The organism is Zwartia hollandica (assembly GCF_019923725.1).
In the GTDB taxonomy this organism is placed as follows: Bacteria; Pseudomonadota; Gammaproteobacteria; order Burkholderiales; family Burkholderiaceae_B; genus Zwartia; species Zwartia hollandica.
The window spans coordinates 21,761-41,095 of record NZ_JAHXRI010000004.1; the positions used below are offsets into that span (position 1 = coordinate 21,761).

A 19,335-nucleotide genomic window follows, 5' to 3' on the forward strand; every position below is an offset into this window, starting at 1 on the left:
TGGCAATCCTCGCTCGAGCATAGCCTAAAAGAAAGTATCGCTAACTAATAAGGGGTGGCAGCGGTGTAGAATCCAAGGTTTACCTTTAGACCCAGTTTTTGGGGTCTCAACCGCTGTCTTTTGTTGCGAAATTTATGGATTCCTTTGCCAAGGAAACTCTTCCGATATCACTCGAAGAAGAAATGCGCCGGAGTTATCTCGACTACGCGATGAGCGTAATCGTGGGGCGCGCCCTCCCGGATGTCCGGGATGGTCTTAAGCCGGTGCATCGCCGTGTCTTATTCGCGATGCATGAACTCAACAACGATTGGAACCGCGCTTATAAAAAGTCTGCGCGTATCGTTGGTGATGTCATTGGTAAGTATCACCCGCACGGAGACCAAGCGGTCTATGACACGATTGTGCGTATGGCGCAAGACTTCTCCTTGCGCTATATGTTGGTGGATGGGCAGGGTAACTTTGGCTCGATCGACGGCGATAACGCTGCGGCGATGCGGTATACCGAAATTCGCTTGTCCAAGATCGCGCATGAACTGCTTGCCGATATTGACCAAGAGACAGTCGACTTTGGACCAAACTACGACGGTAGCGAAAACGAGCCGTTGCTCTTGCCCTCGCGTTTGCCTAACCTCTTAGTTAACGGCAGCTCCGGTATTGCGGTTGGTATGGCGACGAACATCCCGCCACACAACTTGGCTGAGGTGGTAGATGGCTGTTTATATTGTTTGCGCAATCCTGACTGTACGATTGATGAGCTTATCGAGCTGATTCCTGCACCAGATTTTCCGACCGGTGGCATTATTTACGGCATTGTCGGTGTGCGCGAAGGCTATCGTACGGGACGTGGTCGCGTCATTATGCGGGCCAAGACTCACTTTGAAGATATGGAGAAGGGTAACCGGCAGTCGATCGTGGTCGATGCCTTGCCCTACCAAGTCAACAAAAAGACTCTGCAAGAGCGTATCGCCGAACTCGTTAACGAAAAGAAAATCGAAGGTATTTCTGATATCCGCGATGAGTCAGATAAAGACGGTATGCGTCTGGTGATCGAACTTAAGCGCGGCGAAGTGCCCGAGGTCATCTTAAATAACCTGTACAAGCACACCCAACTGCAAGACACCTTCGGAATGAACTTGGTGGCGTTGGTGGATGGTCAGCCACGACTGCTTAACTTAAAGCAGATGGTGGAGTACTTCTTGTCGCATCGCCGTGAAGTCGTCACGCGTCGTACCGTATTCCAACTGCGCAAAGCGCGTGAGCGCGGTCATGTGCTAGAAGGCCTTGCCGTTGCGTTGGCAAATATCGATGAGTTTATTGCGATCATCAAGGCTGCGCCTACGCCGCCTGTTGCGCGTCAAGACTTGATGGATAAGTCTTGGGATTCCTCTCTTGTTCGTGAAATGCTCTCGCGTGCGGATACCGAGGCTGTTGGTGGTCGTGCTGCCTACCGCCCAGATAATCTGCCGGATACCTTCGGTTTGCAAGCCGATGGGCTCTACCGCTTAAGTGAAACGCAAGCGCAAGAAATCTTGAACATGCGCTTGCAGCGCTTGACCGGACTTGAGCAAGACAAGATTGTCAGCGAATACAAGTCTGTCATGGACACGATTTCTGATTTGCTCGATATTTTGGCCCGCCCTGAACGCATCACCGTCATCATTAGTGAAGAGCTCCAGGCAATCAAGACGGAGTTCTCGATCAACGCTAAAGATGCGCGTCGCTCCGATATCGAGCTCAATGCAACAGAACTTGATACAGAAGACTTGATTACACCAGCCGATATGGTGGTGACACTCTCCAACGGTGGCTATATCAAGAGTCAGCCTTTGTCCGAGTACCGCGCACAGCGCCGTGGTGGCCGCGGCAAACAAGCGACTGCAACAAAAGAAAATGACTGGGTCGATCAGTTGTTTATTGCGAACACCCATGATTACTTGCTGTGTTTCTCAGATCGTGGTCGGGTGTACTGGCTCAAGGTCTGGGAAGTTCCCCAGGGTACGCGCACATCCCGTGGAAAACCAATCGTCAACATGTTCCCGTTGATTGACGGCGAGAAAATCACTGTTGTATTACCTATTAAAGCGTTTAGCGATGATCAGACTGTGTTCATGGCGACCTCACGCGGTACGGTCAAAAAGACACCGTTGTCTGATTTTTCGAACCCACGCAAGGCCGGCATTATCGCGGTCGATCTCGATGAGGGCGACTTCCTGATTGGCGCAGAACTGACAGACGGCAAGCATGATGTCATGTTGTTCTCTGATTCCGGTAAAGCTGTGCGCTTTGACGAAAACGATGTTCGCCCGATGGGCCGTAATGCGCGCGGTGTGCGCGGCATGATGCTAGAAGACGGCCAGAATGTTATTGCGATGTTGGTGTCAGGCGATGAGTCTCAGACTGTCCTGACTGCGACACAAAATGGTTTTGGCAAGCGTACGCCGATTGCCGAGTACACCCGTCATGGGCGTGGCACAAAAGGCATGATTGCGATCCAAACTTCCGCTCGTAATGGCAAGGTGGTGGGTGCCGTTCTGGCGAATGCGACTGACGAGATTATGTTGATCACGACAGGTGGCGTGCTTGTGCGTACACGCGTTGCTGAGATCCGTGAAATGGGTCGTGCAACGCAGGGCGTGACCCTAATTAGCGTAGATGATGGAAGCATGCTGTCTGGTGTACGGCGTGTTGTTGAAAGTGATGCAGACGATGATGGCGAAGACATCGCCGACGTATCGGACATCGCAACACCAGATGCGTCGCCGAACACAACAGACGGGGCCGATTCGGCGACTTAACATGGCGCGTCCCTGGAATTTTTCAGCAGGGCCGTCTGCGATGCCGGAGCCCGTACTTGCTCAGGCTGCCGCTGAAATGCTTGACTGGCAGGGCTCGGGTATGTCTGTCATGGAGATGTCGCATCGCGGCGAGCACTTCATACAGATCTGTTCGCAAGCCGAGGCTGATTTGCGTGAGTTGCTGGCAGTGTCAGACGACTATGCTGTGTTGTTCATGCAGGGCGGTGCGACAGCTGAAAATGCCATTGTGCCCATGAATTTGTTGGGGCGAGTGTCGCAACCCAAAGCCGACTTCGTTATCAGTGGTATCTGGGCGACCAAGTCACATCAAGAATGTCAGCGCTATGGTGACGCGCAGATCGCTGCAACAAATGCCGTAGCGACCACGATTGATGGCGTTCACCAAGCTCCCTTTACCTGGCTGCCAAAGGCCGATACGTGGCGCGTGCGCAAAGATGCCGCCTATCTTCACCTTTGCAGCAATGAGACCATTGGTGGCGTAGAGACTGTCGATTGGCCCGACATGCAGGCGCTTGGTGCGCCAGACGTCCCACTGGTTGTGGATGCATCGTCGCACTTTCTCTCTAGGCCGATGCAGATTAATCGTGCTGGGATGATTTTTGCTGGTGCGCAAAAGAATGCTGGACCCGCTGGCTTGACGATGGTGATTGTGCGTCGGGAATTAATTGGTCATGCCTTGGCGATCTGCCCCTCAGCATTCGACTATAAAAATGTCGATGCGCAACATTCGATGTACAACACACCTCCAACGTATGCAATCTATATCGCTGGATTAGTGTTTAAGTGGCTTAAGCAACAGGGCGGCCTAGCGGCGATTGAGCAACGTAATATCGTGAAAGCGCGCACGCTCTACGATTATTTCGACCAGAGCGCTTTTTATACTTTGCCCGTTCATCCATCGGTGCGCTCGCGCATGAATGTTCCGTTTTTCTTGTGCAATACGTCGCTGGACAGTGCTTTTTTAAAAGGTGCGCAGGAACGAGGTTTGATGCAATTGAAAGGACATAAAAGTGTTGGTGGAATGCGCGCGTCAATCTATAACGCAATGCCATTGGAGGGCGTAGAGGCCCTTATAGACTATCTCAAGGATTTTGAACGCACTCATGGATAAGTCATTGCAAGACCAGTTGCTGCCTTTACGCCAGCGTATCGATCAGATTGATGCTGAAATTCTGGATCTATTGAATAGACGCGCCTTCACCGCGCAAGAGGTGGGTGAGGTCAAGCACAAGCACAATGCAACCGGACCGGTGCTGCGCCCCGAGCGCGAGTCTCAAGTCATTCGTCAGCTACAAGAGCTCAATCGCGGTCCATTTCCCTCCGACGGAATCGCCTCAGTGTGGACGGAGATTATTTCTTCTTGTCGCTCGCTTGAGCAATCGCTCACCGTGGCCTATTTAGGGCCGGCCGGTTCCTTCTCCGAGCAAGCGGCGTTTGAACATTTTGGACACGCTGTTACGGGGTTGCCTTGTGCCTCGTTTGATGAAGTGTTTCGTGCAGTTGAAGGCGGTGCAGCGCAAGTGGGTATGGTGCCGGTTGAAAACTCGACGGAAGGCGCGGTAAACCGTAGCCTGGATTTGTTGTTGGGTTCTCCAGTCAAAATATTGGGTGAGCGCTCTTTGTTGATACGCCATTGCTTGCTGTCTAAAGCGGGGGATATGAAGAACATCACGAAAATCATGGCGCATCCGCAGGCGCTTGCACAGTGCCAAAACTGGTTGAATCGAGAATACCCAGGGATTCCCCGTGAGTCTGTCTCAAGCAACTCCGAGGCGGCTCGGTTGGCGTCGCTTGATCCAACCTGTGCGGCAATCGCAAGTGATATTGCAGCCCACGCTTGGGGATTAAAGATTGTCGCGCCAGGCATTCAAGACGATTCGCAAAATCGCACACGCTTTTTGGCAATCGGACACATTGAGAACTTGCCGAGTGGTCAGGACAAGACCAGCTTGATCCTCGCAGTGCCGAATCGAGCGGGGGCGGTTTATCAGATGCTCGCGCCTTTGTCTGAGCATGGCGTGTCAATGACGCGCTTTGAGTCCCGCCCAGCGCGCAATGGCCAGTGGGAATACTATTTCTATGTCGATGTCGAAGGTCATGCGCACGATGAGCGGGTCAAGAAAGCGCTCGCTGTGCTTGCCTCGCATTGCGCGTTTTTCAAGCTACTGGGTTCATATCCTGCGCAGTCATAAGTCTTATTCATTTGACCTCATTTTGTTGGTACCTTCCTTATGTCTGTAAAAGATTCTGTGTTAAGTGCACCTAAGCATATTGCTGCGATCGCTCCTTACCAGGCCGGCAAGCCGATTGAAGAACTCGCGCGAGAGTTTGGTCTTGATGCATCAAAGATCGTGAAGCTCGCTTCGAATGAAAATCCATTGGGCATGCCAGAGTCGGCCAAACAAGCATTGAGCGCTGCTGTGGCGAACCTTGGTCGCTATCCCGACCCCGCTGGCTTTGATTTAAAGAAAGCGATTTCGCAGCGTTTTGGCGTGGATCAAACTTGGCTCACTCTAGGTAATGGTTCGAACGATATTCTTGAGCTTGTGGCGTCTGCGTTGATTGAGCCAGGCAGTGCAGTGGTGTATTCGCAATTTGCGTTTGTGGTCTATCGCCTAGCGACGCAAGCGCGAGGCGCGAAACACCTTGTCGTGCCAGCCAAAGACCATGGACATGATTTGCCAGCAATGCTTGAGGCGATTACGCCCGAGACAAAAATTGTGTACGTGGCGAACCCCAATAATCCAACCGGCACGTATTTGTCGATCGAGGCGATTGAAACTTTCTTGGCAGGAGTCGCTGCGCGGCATGGAACACGTGTCACGGTGGTCTTAGACGAAGCCTACAACGAGTTTCTGGAACCTGCTCTGCGCGTGGATGGTGTGGCACTCGTCAAACGCTACCCCAATTTAATCGTGTCCCGTAGTTTTTCAAAGGCCTACGGCCTAGCGGGCTTGCGCGTCGGTTTTGCGATGGCACAACCTGTGCTCACAGATCTGCTAAATCGGGTGCGCCAGCCTTTCAATGTGAACTCGTTGGCGCAAGCCGCTGCCATTGCGGCGTTAAATGATAAAGAGTTCTTGGTCAAAAGTTTTGCGGTCAATCGCGATGGAAAGGAACAGCTGCAGAAGGCCTTTGAAACACTCGGCTTGCAGTTTGTTCCCAGCTACGCCAATTTCGTTTTAGTGAAGGTGGGTGATGCGGCACGCATTAATCTCGAGTTGCTCAAGCGCGGCGTCATCGTGCGTCCCGTTGCTGGTGATGGCCTGCCTGAATGGTTGCGCGTCTCGATCGGTCTGCCCCATGAGAATCAGACTTTTATCGACGCGTTGACGGCGGTACTGAAAACGGCGCCTTGACGATGACTACGCTAAAAATTGGTACGCTCGCGGTAATCGGCGTTGGTTTAATCGGCGGTTCTTTTGCCGCTGCGTTGCGACGTGCCGGTAGTGTGGGGCGAGTGCTAGGTGCAGGACGGCGCCCTGAAACGCTTGCGCAGGCGGTAACGTTAGGTTTGATCGACGAAGCCGTTACGCTTAAAGAGGCTGCGACACGTGCCGATTTGATTTTCATTGCGGCACCTGTAGGAGCCTTCGAGGCTATCTTCGCCGAGATCGCCCCCCATCTCGGATCCAAGACGATCGTCACGGATGGCGGCAGCACCAAGCGCAATGTGATCGAGGCTGCACGCACGGGCTTGGGTTCGCGCATTGCACAGTTTGTGCCAGGGCACCCGATGGCGGGTTCCCACGAAAAAGGGCCGCAAGCAGCTAATCCTGATCTCTACCAAGGGCGGCGTGTCATGCTTACGCCACTTGTTGAAAATCATCCACAAGATATTGCGACTGTTCAGGCTGCTTGGCAGCAATGCGGCGCCAATGTTGTTTGTATTGATCCGAGTCAACACGATGGTGCAGTTGCGGCTGTGAGCCATTTGCCGCATTGGGTCGCTGCGCTCTTTATGCAGTACATCATCGGTGGGGATGATGCGATGCTAAAGCTAGAAACTGCGGGGACTGGCTTCAGGGATTTTACCCGCGTGGCACAGGGCTCACCAGAGATGTGGCGCGACATATTTATGGCGAACCGCGACGCCGTGTTGGCTGAGCTCGTAGCGCTGCGTCAAGTAATGGACCGTGCTGAACACGCATTGCGTGAGCATGATGCCGTTTGGCTTGAGGATATGCTGGATCGCGCGGCCAAGGCTCGCGCTGAGTGGCCAGGCGGGACTAAATGAGTGGTGTCCCGAGCCTTGAATTAGGACACTGTGTTGCAGCACAAGGCACGGTGCATTTGCCTGGTTCAAAAAGTATCTCGAATCGGGTGTTGCTCTTGTCTGCGCTGGCCGCTGGTGCGACTCGCATAGATGGCTTACTGCAGTCCGATGATACGCACGTCATGCTGACTGCCTTAGCTGCGCTTGGCATAAAAATTACGACCCACGCGCCCGACTCTGTCTCCGTCCAGGGTGTGTCGCGTTTTCCTGTGGAGCGCGCCGAGCTCTTCATGGGGAACGCCGGGACAGCGATTCGACCATTGACTGCGGCGCTCGCCATGATGGGTGGGCATTACTCCCTGTCAGGTGTGCCTCGTATGCATGAGCGCCCGATTGGCGATTTGGTCGATGGCCTACGCGGAATGGGCGCGCGTATCAACTATCTTGGTCAAGAGGGTTACCCACCCCTGCACATTGAACCCTCTGGGGCGCTCTCAGATCGTGTTGCTGTGCAAGGCTCAGTATCCAGTCAGTTTTTAACGGCCGTGTTGATGGCGGCGCCACTTGCGGTTGCGCGCTCTAGCAAGGCCTTAGTGATAGATGTTGTTGGCGAGCTGATCTCTAAGCCCTATATCGATATCACTCTCAATTTGATGGCGCGCTTTGGCGTGACCGTGCAGCGCCATGGTTGGCAGCAGTTCGTGGTTCCGGTTGGTGCGGCTTATCGTTCGCCCGAACATATTTATGTAGAAGGCGATGCTTCGTCCGCTTCCTACTTTTTGGCGCTCGGTGCGATCGGCGGTGGTCCCGTCAAAATTGTCGGGGTAGGAGCGCAAAGCATTCAGGGCGATGTGGCATTTGCCGATACAGTGCAGGCGATGGGTGCTCTGGTCAAGCGCGATGCAGCTTCGATCGAAGTTACCGGGATTCAGGTTGCTCGCGGCGAAAAGCTCAAGGCCTTTGATACCGACTTTAATTTGATTCCGGATGCAGCGATGACCGCTGCGGCGCTCGCCTTGTTTGCAGACGGCCCATGCACTCTACGTAATATTGGGAGCTGGCGTGTCAAAGAAACCGACCGTATCGATGCGATGCAAACTGAGCTGCGCAAGCTCGGTGCGCAAGTTGAGAGTGGTCCGGACTGGCTGCGGGTTTTTCCAATTGCACAGGGCGGCTGGCGCGACGCAAGTATCCACACCTACGATGACCATCGCATGGCGATGTGTTTCTCACTAGCCGCGTTTGGTCAAAGCCGCGTCACAATTTTGGATCCGGGGTGTGTGAGCAAAACGTTTCCGACCTACTTCGATGTGTATGGTGGGCTGATTTCATGAGCGGGACAATCCCGGTCATCACGATCGACGGACCAACCGCGTCCGGCAAAGGCACTGTCGCGCAACGTGTGGCTTCGGCGCTTGGTTGGACGGTGCTGGATAGCGGGGCACTTTATCGGTTAACGGCACTTGCAGTGCTGCAACAAGGGATTGATCCGGCAGACGAAGCAGCGGTTGCCGACATCGCAACCCGTCTGGACGTCCAGTTTCGGCCTGGTGAGGTTTGGCTGAGTGGCGAGAGTGTGGCCGAGGTCATTCGCCAGGAGCATGTTGGAAATCTGGCGTCTCGACTAGCCCCAAATCCTAAGTTACGCGCAGCCCTGTTGGGTCGTCAGCGCGCCTTTCGCCAAGCCCCGGGGCTTGTCGCGGATGGCAGGGATATGGGGACAATTGTGTTCCCAGATGCCGAGCTTAAGATATTTTTAATTGCTGATGTGCGGGCGCGAGCCGAGCGACGTGCTAAGCAATTGATCGAAAAGGGAATTTCTGCTAATCTAGAAGACCTTCTTGCAGATATGCGTGCCCGCGACGCCCGAGATACTGAACGCTCGGTTGCGCCACTTGTCGCTGCAAAGGACGCACACGTGGTGGATTCGTCGACGCTGACGATTGATCAAACGGTGCAAAGCATCCTTGACCTGTGGTCAAGGTTTTTATCCACTCCACCCAAAGCGGGTGTGTAACCGGCTCCAAAGGCCATCTGGACTTCCTCTACATGTCAACTCAACAAACCTCAACCCAAGCCGGCGAAAGTTTTGCCGCGCTGTTTGCAGAAAGTATCCAAAAGCAGGACATGAAATCCGGCGAGGTTATTTCCGCCGAAGTCGTACGCATTGATCACAACTTTGTGGTCGTGAACGCAGGTCTCAAGTCTGAGGCGCTGATTCCGCTCGAAGAATTCCTCAACGATCAGGGCGAGCTCGAAGTCAAACCAGGCGACTTTGTGTCGGTGGCGATTGATTCGCTCGAAAATGGCTACGGCGATACCGTGCTGTCCCGCGATCGCGCCAAGCGCTTGTCTGCTTGGTTGTCGCTCGAGCAGTCGCTCGACAAGAATGAACTCGTCACTGGCACGATTACAGGCAAGGTAAAGGGCGGTCTGACCGTCATGACCGCCGGTATTCGCGCGTTCTTGCCAGGTTCGTTGGTCGATCTGCGTCCTGTCAAGGACACAACGCCTTTCGAAGGCAAGACCATGGAGTTCAAAGTTATCAAGCTCGACCGCAAGCGCAACAACGTTGTGTTGTCGCGTCGTGCTGTGCTCGAAGCCAGCATGGGCGAAGAGCGTCAGAAGCTCCTCGAGAACCTGCAAGAAGGCTCGATCGTTAAAGGCGTGGTTAAGAACATCACTGACTACGGCGCGTTCGTTGACCTCGGCGGTATCGATGGCTTGCTGCACATTACCGATATGGCATGGCGTCGCGTGCGTCACCCTTCGGAAGTACTGACTGTTGGTCAGGAAGTCGAAGCAAAAGTGCTCAAGTTCGATCAAGAGAAGAGTCGCGTTTCTCTCGGCGTCAAACAGCTTGGCGAAGATCCATGGGTGGGTCTGGCACGTCGTTACCCACAGGGTACGCGTCTGTTCGGTAAGGTCACGAACCTCACCGACTACGGTTCATTCGTTGAAGTTGAGGCTGGTATTGAAGGCTTGGTCCACGTTTCTGAAATGGATTGGACCAACAAGAACGTTGATCCACGCAAGGTTGTGACACTCGGCGAAGAAGTCGAAGTCATGGTTCTTGAGATCGACGAAGACCGCCGCCGTATCTCGTTGGGTATGAAGCAGTGCCGTCAGAATCCATGGGAAGAATTCGCAGCAAACTTCAAGCGTGGCGACAAGGTTCGTGGCGCCATCAAGTCGATCACCGACTTCGGTGTGTTTGTTGGTTTGGCCGGTGGAATCGATGGCTTGGTTCATCTGTCGGATCTGTCCTGGGCTGAGACTGGCGAAGAGGCCGTGCGCAACTTCAAGAAGGGCGACGAGCTCGACGCAGTTGTGCTTGGAATCGATACCGATAAAGAGCGTATTTCTCTGGGCGTGAAGCAACTGGAGGGCGATCCCTTCAATAACTTCGTGGGGACCTACGACAAAGGTGCTGTCGTTCCTGGCACCGTGAAGTCGGTGGATGCGAAAGGCGCAACCGTGACTCTGTCACTGGATGTTGAAGGCTACCTGCGTGCCTCCGAAATGGCTTCAGGTCGTGTCGACGATGCAACAACCGTCATGAAGGTTGGGGACAACATCGAAACCATGATTATCAACGTTGATCGCAAAACGCGTTCGATTCAGTTGTCGATTAAGGCGCGTGACAGCGCTGACACGGCTGACACGATGCAGCGTATGACTGAAGCAAGCGCTTCGTCGGGCACAACCAATTTGGGCGCATTGCTCAAGGCCAAGCTCGACCAGGCGCGTGACACTGAATAACTTCAGTGACTAAGTCAGAGCTTATCGCAGCGCTTGCGGCCCGTTATTCTCAACTGGCCGCACGCGACACAGATTACGCAGTCAAGACCGTCCTTGATGCGATGACCCAGGCACTTGCCGAAGGCCAACGTATCGAGATTCGCGGTTTTGGCAGCTTCTCTTTGTCTGAGCGTGCGCCGCGTGTAGGCCGCAATCCGAAGTCTGGTGAACAAGTGTTGGTACCTGGCAAGCAGGTGCCTCACTTTAAAGCAGGCAAAGAGTTGCGAGAGCGCGTTGATTTAGCAGATGAGCAGCCAGTAGCTGAAGCTGCAAATCGAAAAACCGCCTAATTGGCGGTTTTTTTATGAACTCGAGCGGCAGGACGCTTACAATCTTCTTTTGCATATAAGGAGCATCAGTCATGCGTTACATCGTCTGGGCTTTGCGTTTAATCGTATTTTTAGCGGTTCTGCTGTTTGCCCTTAAAAACACTGATCCGGTGGGCGTGACATTTTATGGCGATTGGGCCGTACAAGGCGTGCCTCTGATTGTCGTGATGCTGACCACCTTTGTTTTGGGTACGGTGTTTGGATTGTTGTTGACCGTTCCGGGCTCTCTGCGTCGCCGCCGAGAAGTTGCGCGTTTGCGAAAAGAGCTTGAGCGAATTCAGGCAGCTGTAAATCCTGATTCGGGTGCGCAGACGCCCCCAGAGTTGTTGATGCCGATGTCACCGCTTTAAAGCGTGTCGGTGTAATGTGTATTTACTTGCTTTAGGAATGACACGTGGATTTTGAAGCCTGGTGGCTGATATTTGTGCCGTTGCTGTTTGGCTTGGGCTGGCTGGCTGCGCGCTTTGATATCAAGCAAATGCTGTCTGAAACCCGCAATTTGCCCGACTCCTATTTCAAGGGGCTTAATTTTCTTCTCAATGAAGAGCCCGATCGTGCGATTGACGCCTTCGTTGAAGTCGCCAAGCTTGACTCCGAGACGACTGAGCTGCATTTTGCTTTGGGAAGTCTCTTTAGACGGCGCGGCGAAATGGAGCGTGCAATCCGGGTCCATCAAAGCTTGTTGTTTCGTTCGGACCTGCCTATTGCCCAGCGTGAACATGCCCAGCATGAGCTTGCACAAGACTATCTGAAAGCAGGGATGCTTGATCGTGCAGAAGAAGCTTTCGCGGTCCTTAAGGAAACCTCTTTTGCCTTGCCGGCTTTGCGTGCACTGATCCGCATCTATGAATCAGAGCATGATTGGGGGCGGGCGATCGAGGCGGTGGATAGTCTGCGTAAGTTGGTCGATGAACCTGTGCCACAACTCGTGCACTACTATTGTGAACAGGCGCAGGCTGCGCTCGCGCTTAAACCGACTGCGGATGTGCACGCGGCTCAGAAGGCGTTAACCCAAGCTGTTCATGCAGCGCAGGCAGCCCAAGTCGCTCCCGGATCTCCCTCGTTGGTGCGTGTGGCTATGATTCGCGCTGGGATCGCTGGCTCTTTGCAAGACGAAGTGGCCAAGCGACAACATTTAGAGTCGATCCTGAAACAATCCCCCGAGTTTGCCGGTTTAATTGCGCAAGACTTGCTTGCTGGCTACATCGCCTCGGGAGAATCGGCCGCGGGTTTAGCGTTACTTCTTGCGCATTACGAACAATACCCTTCGCTTGATTTGTTTAACGTGGTGTTTCGCGCCATGCGTGCGCAGCAAAGTGCAGCAAGCGCCTGGGCGTTTGCACGCAACTCGCTCCAGAATCATCCTTCGCTGCTTGGCTTAGACCGCTTCCTAGAGGCTGAGCTTGCGCAAGTCGAGCAAGAAGGCAAGGGCGCAGAACCGAAACAGGTCGCGGTGCCAGGTGCAGACTTAGCCTTACTGCGCACGCTGATCAATCGCCACACGCAGCGCCTTGACCGTTACGTTTGCCGCAGTTGCGGTTTTCAGGCGCGACGCTATTACTGGCAGTGTCCGGGTTGCAATGCTTGGGAAACCTACAAGCCCCGCCGATTGGAAGAAATTGAATGAAGCCATTTCCAAAAGCAGCAATTGAAAAAGCGCGCGTTCTCGTAGTGGGTGATGTCATGCTCGACCGCTATTGGTTTGGCGAGGTGGAACGCATTTCTCCAGAAGCGCCTGTGCCCGTTGTTCATGTCGCTAAGCGCGAAGATCGATTAGGCGGTGCAGCCAACGTCGCGCGTAACGCAGTCGCCTTAGGGGCGCAGGTAACACTGGTAGGCCTGGTCGGACAAGATGAGGCGGCAACCCGTGTCAGGTCCTTATTAGGTGAGGCGGGCGTCCAAGCGCATTTAGTCACTGATGCCCACCATCCGACGACACTCAAAATGCGCGTATTGGGTCGTCAGCAGCAGTTACTACGTATCGACTTTGAAGAAAAGCCAACACCCGCGTTGTTGGAGTCGCTGGCTGAGCATGTTGCCCCATTGTTGGCACAACACGATGTTGTTGTGTTCTCAGACTACGCAAAAGGCGCTTTGGCGCAGGTTGAGGCCTTGATCGCTCTTGCGCGTGCAAAAGGCCTTCCAATTTTGGTCGACCCCAAAGGCAGTAACTATCAACGCTATCGCGGCGCAACGCTTGTGACGCCTAACCGCAGCGAAATGCAGCAGGCTGTTGGTCTATGGCATTCGGAGTCTGAGCTCAGCGAGCGCGCACAAGCGCTGCGTAATGAGCTTGAGTTGGAAGCCTTGCTTGTGACCCGCTCTGAACAAGGGATGACCTTGTTTACGGACGCAGGTAGTGACCACGTCGACGCACAGGCACACGAGGTGTTTGACGTGTCTGGTGCGGGGGATACAGTATTGGCAACCCTTGCGGTCATGCGTGCAGCGGGTGTGCCGTGGGCCGAGTCGATGCGTTGGGCGAACCGAGCCGGTGGTATTGTTGTGGGTAAGTTAGGAACCTCTATTGTGACCGCAGGAGAACTCGCATGATTGTCGTAACAGGCGCAGCCGGCTTTATTGGCAGTAACATCGTGCGTGGTTTGAACCGTCGCGGACACACCAATATTCTTGCGGTAGATGATCTGACCGATGGAGACAAGTTCGTCAACCTGGTGGGTGGGCAAATTGCCGACTACATGCACAAAGATGAATTTCGGCGGGGCGTGCTTGACGGATTTTTACCAGGTGTGAGAGCGGTTTTTCATCAAGGCGCTTGCTCCGATACGACTGAACGTAACGGTCAGTTCATGATGGACAACAATTATCGGGTCACTCTTGAGCTATTCGAGTATTGTCAGTCGCACAAAATCCCTTTCATTTACGCATCGTCGGCTGCCGTGTATGGCGCCGGCCCCGTCTATGTTGAAGACCTCGCCAATGAGCGCCCCTTGAACGTCTATGGCTATTCAAAGTTTTTATTTGATCAGGTTTTGCGTGCGCGGATGACCTCGCTCACCGCCCAAGTAGTCGGGTTGCGCTACTTCAATGTGTATGGCCCGCAAGAGCAGCATAAAGGACGAATGGCTTCTGTTGCGTTTCACAACATGAATCAGTTCTTGGCTGAAGGTCATGTTCGCCTGTTCGGTGGATGGGATGGGTACGCGGATGGCGGGCAGATGCGTGACTTTATCTCCGTCGATGATGTGGTGGATGTCAATTTGCATTTTCTGGAACATCCCAAAGTGTCCGGCATTTTCAATTGCGGTACCGGCCGAGCCCAGCCTTTCAATGATGTGGCGAGTGCCGTTGTCAATGCAATGCGTGGCATACAAGGCAAGCCAGCGCTCTCTCTAGAAGATCTGGTCAAGCAGGGCATGCTGCGTTACGTTGAGTTCCCTGAAGATCTCAAAGGTCGCTATCAGAGCTACACCCAAGCTGACATAAGCGCTTTGCGTAAGGCAGGCTTCACAGCACCGCTGCGTGATGTTCAGACCGGCGTGGCGCAGTACGTTCAGGCATTGCACGCACCGAGGTAAATTCCGAATGGCTTGGGCCGTTCACACGCGGTCCTCCGCGACGGCAGCTCAAGCAACATAGCGCAACGTAAACAAGATTCATGTCGAATCTTGTTTGATCGTTTCTCCCTAGGATGCGCTATGAACCCTTTTCTTGTTGATCCCGTCGCCCGGCCGATTGCAAACCCACTCGCTGTCGAATGGAATGACGTGATGTCTCCGCGACGCTCAGCTCGACCGTTTCGGTATCGTGCCGGCAGGTTGGCCGTAGCCGCAGCGGGCCTGGGGGCTGGTTTGAGTGGTGGGTTCGCTGCGTATGCGCTCGATGTCAACGTCGCGTCAGTCGCAGAGTTAGAACGACTGCGTGGGATCGGTCCGCGCACTGCACAGATGATCATTCAAGAGCGCACAAGGGCCGGTGCCTTTGAGTCGTTGTCTGACTTATCTGACCGGGTACGCGGGTTGGGTGCGCAGCGTGTGAGGGTGTTACAGGGTCTGGGGCTACGTGCGGGAAGCGCTGGCTCTAGTTCGCCAGAAAATCCGTTAGGTGTCACGCAGGAGCCGCGGGATCGGAGGGCATCGCGACTACCTGTGCGCGACACCGTCACGCCCGAGTTACTGCCAGGACGAATAATCCCTGCAGAGCATAAGTAATCGTGTCTCTGGCCGAGACATTTTCGGTATGATCGATCTTATGAAAACCTATCCTACTGTTGAAAATGCCGTCGGTCAGACGCCTCTTGTTCGACTCCAGCGCTTGCCTGGTGCCATCGCGACAGCGCGTGGCAACATTGTTTTGGGTAAGCTCGAAGGCAATAATCCTGCTGGCTCGGTGAAAGATCGTCCGGCCTTGTCCATGATTCTCGGGGCGGAGGCGCGGGGCGAAATAAAGCCCGGTGACACGCTGATTGAGGCCACAAGCGGCAATACGGGCATTGCCTTGGCAATGACCGCCGCGATGCGTGGCTACAAAATGATCTTGATCATGCCGGATAACCTGTCGGTTGAGCGACGCGCCTCTATGGCGGCTTACGGGGCTAAGCTAATCCTGACACCTGCCAGCCAAGGGGGAATGGAGTTTGCGCGGGATCTTGCAGGAAAAATGCAGGCAGAGGGTCAGGGTAAGGTGTTAGATCAGTTCTCAAACCCTGATAATCCGCTCGCTCACTTTAAAACGACGGGCCCCGAGCTCTGGGATCAGACGGCCGGACAGATCACACATTTCGTTAGCGCCATGGGGACCACAGGTACGATTATGGGTGTTGGACGCTATCTGAAGTTAAAAAATCCGGATATAAAAATTGTTGGTGCACAGCCCGCAGAGGGTTCGCAAATTGCTGGTATCCGGAAATGGCCTGAGGCATATCTTCCTGCGATTTATGACCCAAGCCTAGTGGATCAGTTTGAATTGATTGAGCAAAAGGACGCAGAGGCAATGGCGCGGCGTCTCGCCGCAGAGGAAGGGATTTGTGCGGGTGTTTCCGCGGCGGGTGCTTTAGTTGCAGCACTGCGGGTAGCCCATCAGGCTCAAAACGCCACAATCGCTTTTATTGTTTGCGACCGTGGCGATAGGTATTTATCAACAGGCTTGTTTGACGAGCAAGCCTAAGTGGGGCCGATTGAGCTAGGGCTTTGCGAGTTCAGCAGCGAGGTCTGCAACCGAGGCTGCGTAAAAATAGCTTCGGTTGTATTGCGTGATGGTGAAAAAGTTCTGCGTCGCGGTGCGTAACTCGACGGTTCCTGCGGCCTCTTCGGGCAGATCAATGACGCCAAGCGCTGTGCGCGTCCAGGCACCCTCTTTGGCGCCGGGGGCCAACCTAGCGCCAGCGGCACGCAGCTGTGGCCAGTCTACTGTTGGTTTGAGCCCGCCATCCACCAGCTTACCCGCCGAGGCCGGCAATATGACGGGTGCAAAGATCGGCAGCCCACGCTGCCAACCATGTTCGACTAAAAAGTTTGCGACGGACACGATCGCATCGGGCACACTGCTCGACAGATTGATCTGTGTCGCACCACTTGCGCTCACTGCAAAGCGTTTGATGCTCCCTGGCATGAACTGTGGGATCCCAATCGCACCTGCGTAGGAAGCCTTAACCGAACGCGCATCTACGCGGCCGGTTAAATCGAGCTCAATTAAGTCGGCAAGCTGATTGCGAAACATTTCTGCGCGGTCTGGCCTTTTGGGGTCGGGATAGTCAAACGCCAGTGAAGTCAGTGCATCTAGCGCTCGGAAGTTACCTTGGCTGCGCCCATACAGAGTCTCTACCCCGATAATGGCCGCGATAACGTTCGCGGGTACTCCATAGCGTTCAGAAGCTCGATTGAGTTCTGTGCTGTATTGCTCCATGAAGGCGCGACCTTGGTTGATTCGGATGGGTTCGACGAAACGTCCGCGGTACTGTTTCCAGCTCCGCGGCGCTCGGGGCTGTCCTGCGGCGGGTGGAGATACGATACGGATGACTGTTTCGCTATAGCGCGCATCGGCCAGTAGAGCGAGTACCGCCGGTTCTGAGAGCTTGCGTGTCGCAGCAAGCTCGATCCCGAAGCGTTGAATCGCTGCGCGACGCGTGGTTGGTGTGTAGCCGCCGCTTGGTGGTAACAGGCTTACGCTTGAGCCGGCCTCTGTCGGCTTAGACGGGCTGGTTGGCGTATTCGCGGATGCATTGTTGTTGGCATCTGCGGGCGGACGGGCAGGACCCGCGCAGGCACTAAGAAGCGCGGCGCAGCCCACTAGCAAGGCGAGGCGATACATCGGCAGCATAAATATCCCTTATGTTGTGATATGCCTATGATACCCGCCCAGCCTAGGCGCTTTAGGGCTATCTGAGTAGATTCCGCATATCCGGTAAAATCATCAAAGAATCGGAGTTTACCGAGCTGTTTTTTATCTCTGGAGATCGCTGGATGAAGGTGCTTGTGCCTGTAAAACGCGTCGTGGACTACAACGTCAAAGTACGCGTCAAGTCGGACCAGTCGGGTGTCGATATTGCGAACGTCAAAATGTCGATGAATCCTTTCGATGAAATCGCGGTCGAAGAAGCGACGCGCTTGAAAGAAAAGGGTGTTGTGACCGAGGTTATCGCCGTATCGTGTGGTGTCGCGCAGTGCCAAGAGACGCTGCGCACGGCAATGGCTATTGGTGCAGACCGTGGAATTCTGGTCCAGACAGATGCCGAACTACAGCCACTCGCGGTCGCAAAACTCTTGAAAGTCTTGGCCGAAAAAGAGCAGCCACAGCTGATGATTTTAGGCAAGCAGGCCATTGACGATGATGCAAATCAGACCGGACAGATGTTAGCGGCGTTATTGGGTTGGTCGCAGGCCACGTTTGCAAGCAAGATTGAGTTGCTCGATGGCATCGCGCGTGTCACGCGTGAAGTTGATGGTGGTCTTGAAACCATTGATCTGAAGTTGCCAGCGATTGTCACAACCGATTTGCGCTTGAACGAGCCACGATACGTGACTTTGCCCAACATCATGAAAGCCAAGAAGAAGCAGCTTGATACGGTGACGCCCGAAGAATTGGGTGTTGATGTTGCGCCGCGTCTCAAGACGCTTAAAGTATGTGAGCCAGCGGGTCGCTCAGCTGGTGTCAAAGTGCCTGATGTTGCGGCACTGGTCGATAAACTCAAGAATGAAGCCAAGGTGGTCTGATTATGTCGATACTTGTCATCGCTGAACACGATAACGTTCAACTCAAGGGTGCCACACACAACGTTGTGGCTGCAGCGACCAAAATCGGTGGAGACATCCATGTGTTGGTTGCGGGTGCGAATGCCCGTGCGGTAGCAGACCATGCTGCCAAGCTTGCAGGTGTATCTAAGGTCTTGCTTGCCGAGTCGCCTACTTTGGCTGATGGGTTAGCAGAGAACGTTGCCGAGCAGGTGCTCGCGTTAGCCCCGGGCTATAGCCACATTCTGTTTGCTGCAACGGCTTCGGGCAAAAACGTCGCACCACGCGTTGCGGCTCGCCTTGATGTCGCTCAGATTTCTGAAATCCAAGCTGTGGATTCAGCCGATACATTCCAGCGCGCAATTTATGCCGGCAACGCGGTGGCAACCGTGCAGTCGACAGATGCCACGAAAGTGATCACGGTGCGCACAACTGGATTTGACGCAGTCGCTGAATCGGGTAGCGGCACAGTTGAAGCAGTGCCTGCAGCCGCAGGTGCAGGTCTGTCGACCTTCGTGAGCCGTGAGGTTGCGAAAAGCGATCGCCCTGAACTGGCTGGTGCAAAAGTGGTTGTGTCGGGTGGCCGGGGCATGGGCAGCGCTGAGAACTTCAAGATCCTAGATCCGCTTGCGGATAAGCTCGGCGCCGCGCTTGGTGCCTCGCGTGCGGCGGTCGACGCCGGCTATGCTCCAAACGACTGGCAGGTCGGCCAAACTGGCAAGATCGTGGCGCCACAGCTCTATGTTGCGATCGGTATTTCTGGTGCGATTCAGCATTTGGCTGGGATGAAAGATTCCAAAGTCATCGTGGCTGTGAATAAAGACGCTGAAGCACCTATTTTTGGTGTGGCCGATTATGGTTTAGTTGCGGACTTGTTTCAGGCTGTCCCAGAGTTAGTGACGACCCTTTAATGGGACGCAACTTGACTAAGTAGCCTTAAAATCCCGTCTGTCTTGACGGGATTTTTTTTACCTCTACGGTTG

At 54.2% G+C, this 19,335-nt stretch carries 18 protein-coding genes; 17 read left to right on the forward strand and 1 reads right to left on the reverse strand.

Features of this window, described 5'->3' with window-relative positions:
* Window positions 1–134: 134 nt before the first annotated feature.
* The 15 genes from gyrA (at window position 135) to cysM (ending at window position 16,289) form a co-directional block, all read left to right on the forward strand.
* Complete coding sequence (gene gyrA / locus KZZ10_RS02140; RefSeq protein WP_259659858.1) at window positions 135–2,795, forward strand: DNA gyrase subunit A; 2,661 nt, start codon at window positions 135–137, stop codon at window positions 2,793–2,795.
* A 1-nt stretch (window position 2,796) separates the two neighbouring features.
* Complete coding sequence (serC, locus tag KZZ10_RS02145; RefSeq protein WP_259659859.1) at window positions 2,797–3,927, forward strand: 3-phosphoserine/phosphohydroxythreonine transaminase; 1,131 nt, start codon at window positions 2,797–2,799, stop codon at window positions 3,925–3,927.
* Window positions 3,920–5,008, forward strand: coding sequence for a prephenate dehydratase (pheA, locus tag KZZ10_RS02150; RefSeq protein WP_259659860.1), 1,089 nt, complete (start codon window positions 3,920–3,922; stop codon window positions 5,006–5,008). The genes serC and pheA overlap by 8 nt, the downstream gene beginning before the upstream one ends.
* 39 nt (window positions 5,009–5,047) lie before the next feature.
* The gene (gene hisC / locus KZZ10_RS02155) at window positions 5,048–6,175 is read left to right on the forward strand and encodes a histidinol-phosphate transaminase (protein ID WP_259659861.1); all 1,128 of its coding nucleotides are present in this window, start codon (window positions 5,048–5,050) and stop codon (window positions 6,173–6,175) included.
* 2 nt (window positions 6,176–6,177) lie between these two features.
* Window positions 6,178–7,053 (forward strand): prephenate dehydrogenase, encoded by an 876-nt coding sequence (locus KZZ10_RS02160; protein WP_259659862.1) that lies wholly within the window; start codon window positions 6,178–6,180, stop codon window positions 7,051–7,053.
* Complete coding sequence (gene aroA, locus KZZ10_RS02165; RefSeq protein WP_259659863.1) at window positions 7,050–8,366, forward strand: 3-phosphoshikimate 1-carboxyvinyltransferase; 1,317 nt, start codon at window positions 7,050–7,052, stop codon at window positions 8,364–8,366. The genes KZZ10_RS02160 and aroA overlap by 4 nt, the downstream gene beginning before the upstream one ends.
* The gene (gene cmk / locus KZZ10_RS02170) at window positions 8,363–9,049 is read left to right on the forward strand and encodes a (d)CMP kinase (protein ID WP_259659864.1); all 687 of its coding nucleotides are present in this window, start codon (window positions 8,363–8,365) and stop codon (window positions 9,047–9,049) included. Before aroA ends, cmk begins: the two co-directional genes overlap by 4 nt.
* A 32-nt stretch (window positions 9,050–9,081) precedes the next feature.
* Window positions 9,082–10,794, forward strand: a complete 1,713-nt coding sequence (rpsA, locus tag KZZ10_RS02175; RefSeq protein ID WP_259659865.1) for a 30S ribosomal protein S1 — start codon at window positions 9,082–9,084, stop codon at window positions 10,792–10,794.
* Between the two features lie 5 nt (window positions 10,795–10,799).
* Window positions 10,800–11,123, forward strand: coding sequence for an integration host factor subunit beta (locus KZZ10_RS02180; RefSeq protein ID WP_259659866.1), 324 nt, complete (start codon window positions 10,800–10,802; stop codon window positions 11,121–11,123).
* A gap of 71 nt (window positions 11,124–11,194) precedes the next feature.
* Complete coding sequence (locus KZZ10_RS02185; protein WP_259659867.1) at window positions 11,195–11,512, forward strand: LapA family protein; 318 nt, start codon at window positions 11,195–11,197, stop codon at window positions 11,510–11,512.
* A gap of 44 nt (window positions 11,513–11,556) precedes the next feature.
* On the forward strand, window positions 11,557–12,789 hold the full coding sequence (lapB, locus tag KZZ10_RS02190; RefSeq protein WP_259659868.1) for a lipopolysaccharide assembly protein LapB: 1,233 nt from the start codon (window positions 11,557–11,559) through the stop codon (window positions 12,787–12,789).
* The gene (gene rfaE1, locus KZZ10_RS02195) at window positions 12,786–13,715 is read left to right on the forward strand and encodes a D-glycero-beta-D-manno-heptose-7-phosphate kinase (protein ID WP_259659869.1); all 930 of its coding nucleotides are present in this window, start codon (window positions 12,786–12,788) and stop codon (window positions 13,713–13,715) included. The genes lapB and rfaE1 overlap by 4 nt, the downstream gene beginning before the upstream one ends.
* Complete coding sequence (gene rfaD, locus KZZ10_RS02200) at window positions 13,712–14,701, forward strand: ADP-glyceromanno-heptose 6-epimerase (protein WP_259659870.1); 990 nt, start codon at window positions 13,712–13,714, stop codon at window positions 14,699–14,701. Before rfaE1 ends, rfaD begins: the two co-directional genes overlap by 4 nt.
* Before the next feature lie 120 nt (window positions 14,702–14,821).
* On the forward strand, window positions 14,822–15,334 hold the full coding sequence (locus KZZ10_RS02205) for a ComEA family DNA-binding protein (RefSeq protein ID WP_259659871.1): 513 nt from the start codon (window positions 14,822–14,824) through the stop codon (window positions 15,332–15,334).
* A gap of 40 nt (window positions 15,335–15,374) precedes the next feature.
* A complete protein-coding gene (cysM, locus tag KZZ10_RS02210) occupies window positions 15,375–16,289 on the forward strand; it encodes a cysteine synthase CysM (protein ID WP_259659872.1) in 915 nt (304 codons plus the stop codon).
* 15 nt (window positions 16,290–16,304) lie between these two features.
* On the opposite strand, the gene mltB is transcribed toward cysM, so the two are convergent.
* Entirely contained in the window at window positions 16,305–17,441 is a 1,137-nt protein-coding gene (mltB, locus tag KZZ10_RS02215; RefSeq protein WP_259659873.1) for a lytic murein transglycosylase B, read from the reverse strand.
* A gap of 143 nt (window positions 17,442–17,584) precedes the next feature.
* On the opposite strand from mltB, the gene KZZ10_RS02220 reads away from it, so the two are divergent.
* A complete protein-coding gene (locus KZZ10_RS02220; RefSeq protein WP_259659874.1) occupies window positions 17,585–18,334 on the forward strand; it encodes an electron transfer flavoprotein subunit beta/FixA family protein in 750 nt (249 codons plus the stop codon).
* Window positions 18,335–18,336: 2 nt separating this feature from the next.
* Window positions 18,337–19,263, forward strand: coding sequence for an electron transfer flavoprotein subunit alpha/FixB family protein (locus KZZ10_RS02225; RefSeq protein ID WP_259659875.1), 927 nt, complete (start codon window positions 18,337–18,339; stop codon window positions 19,261–19,263).
* The last annotated feature ends 72 nt before the right edge of the window (window positions 19,264–19,335 follow it).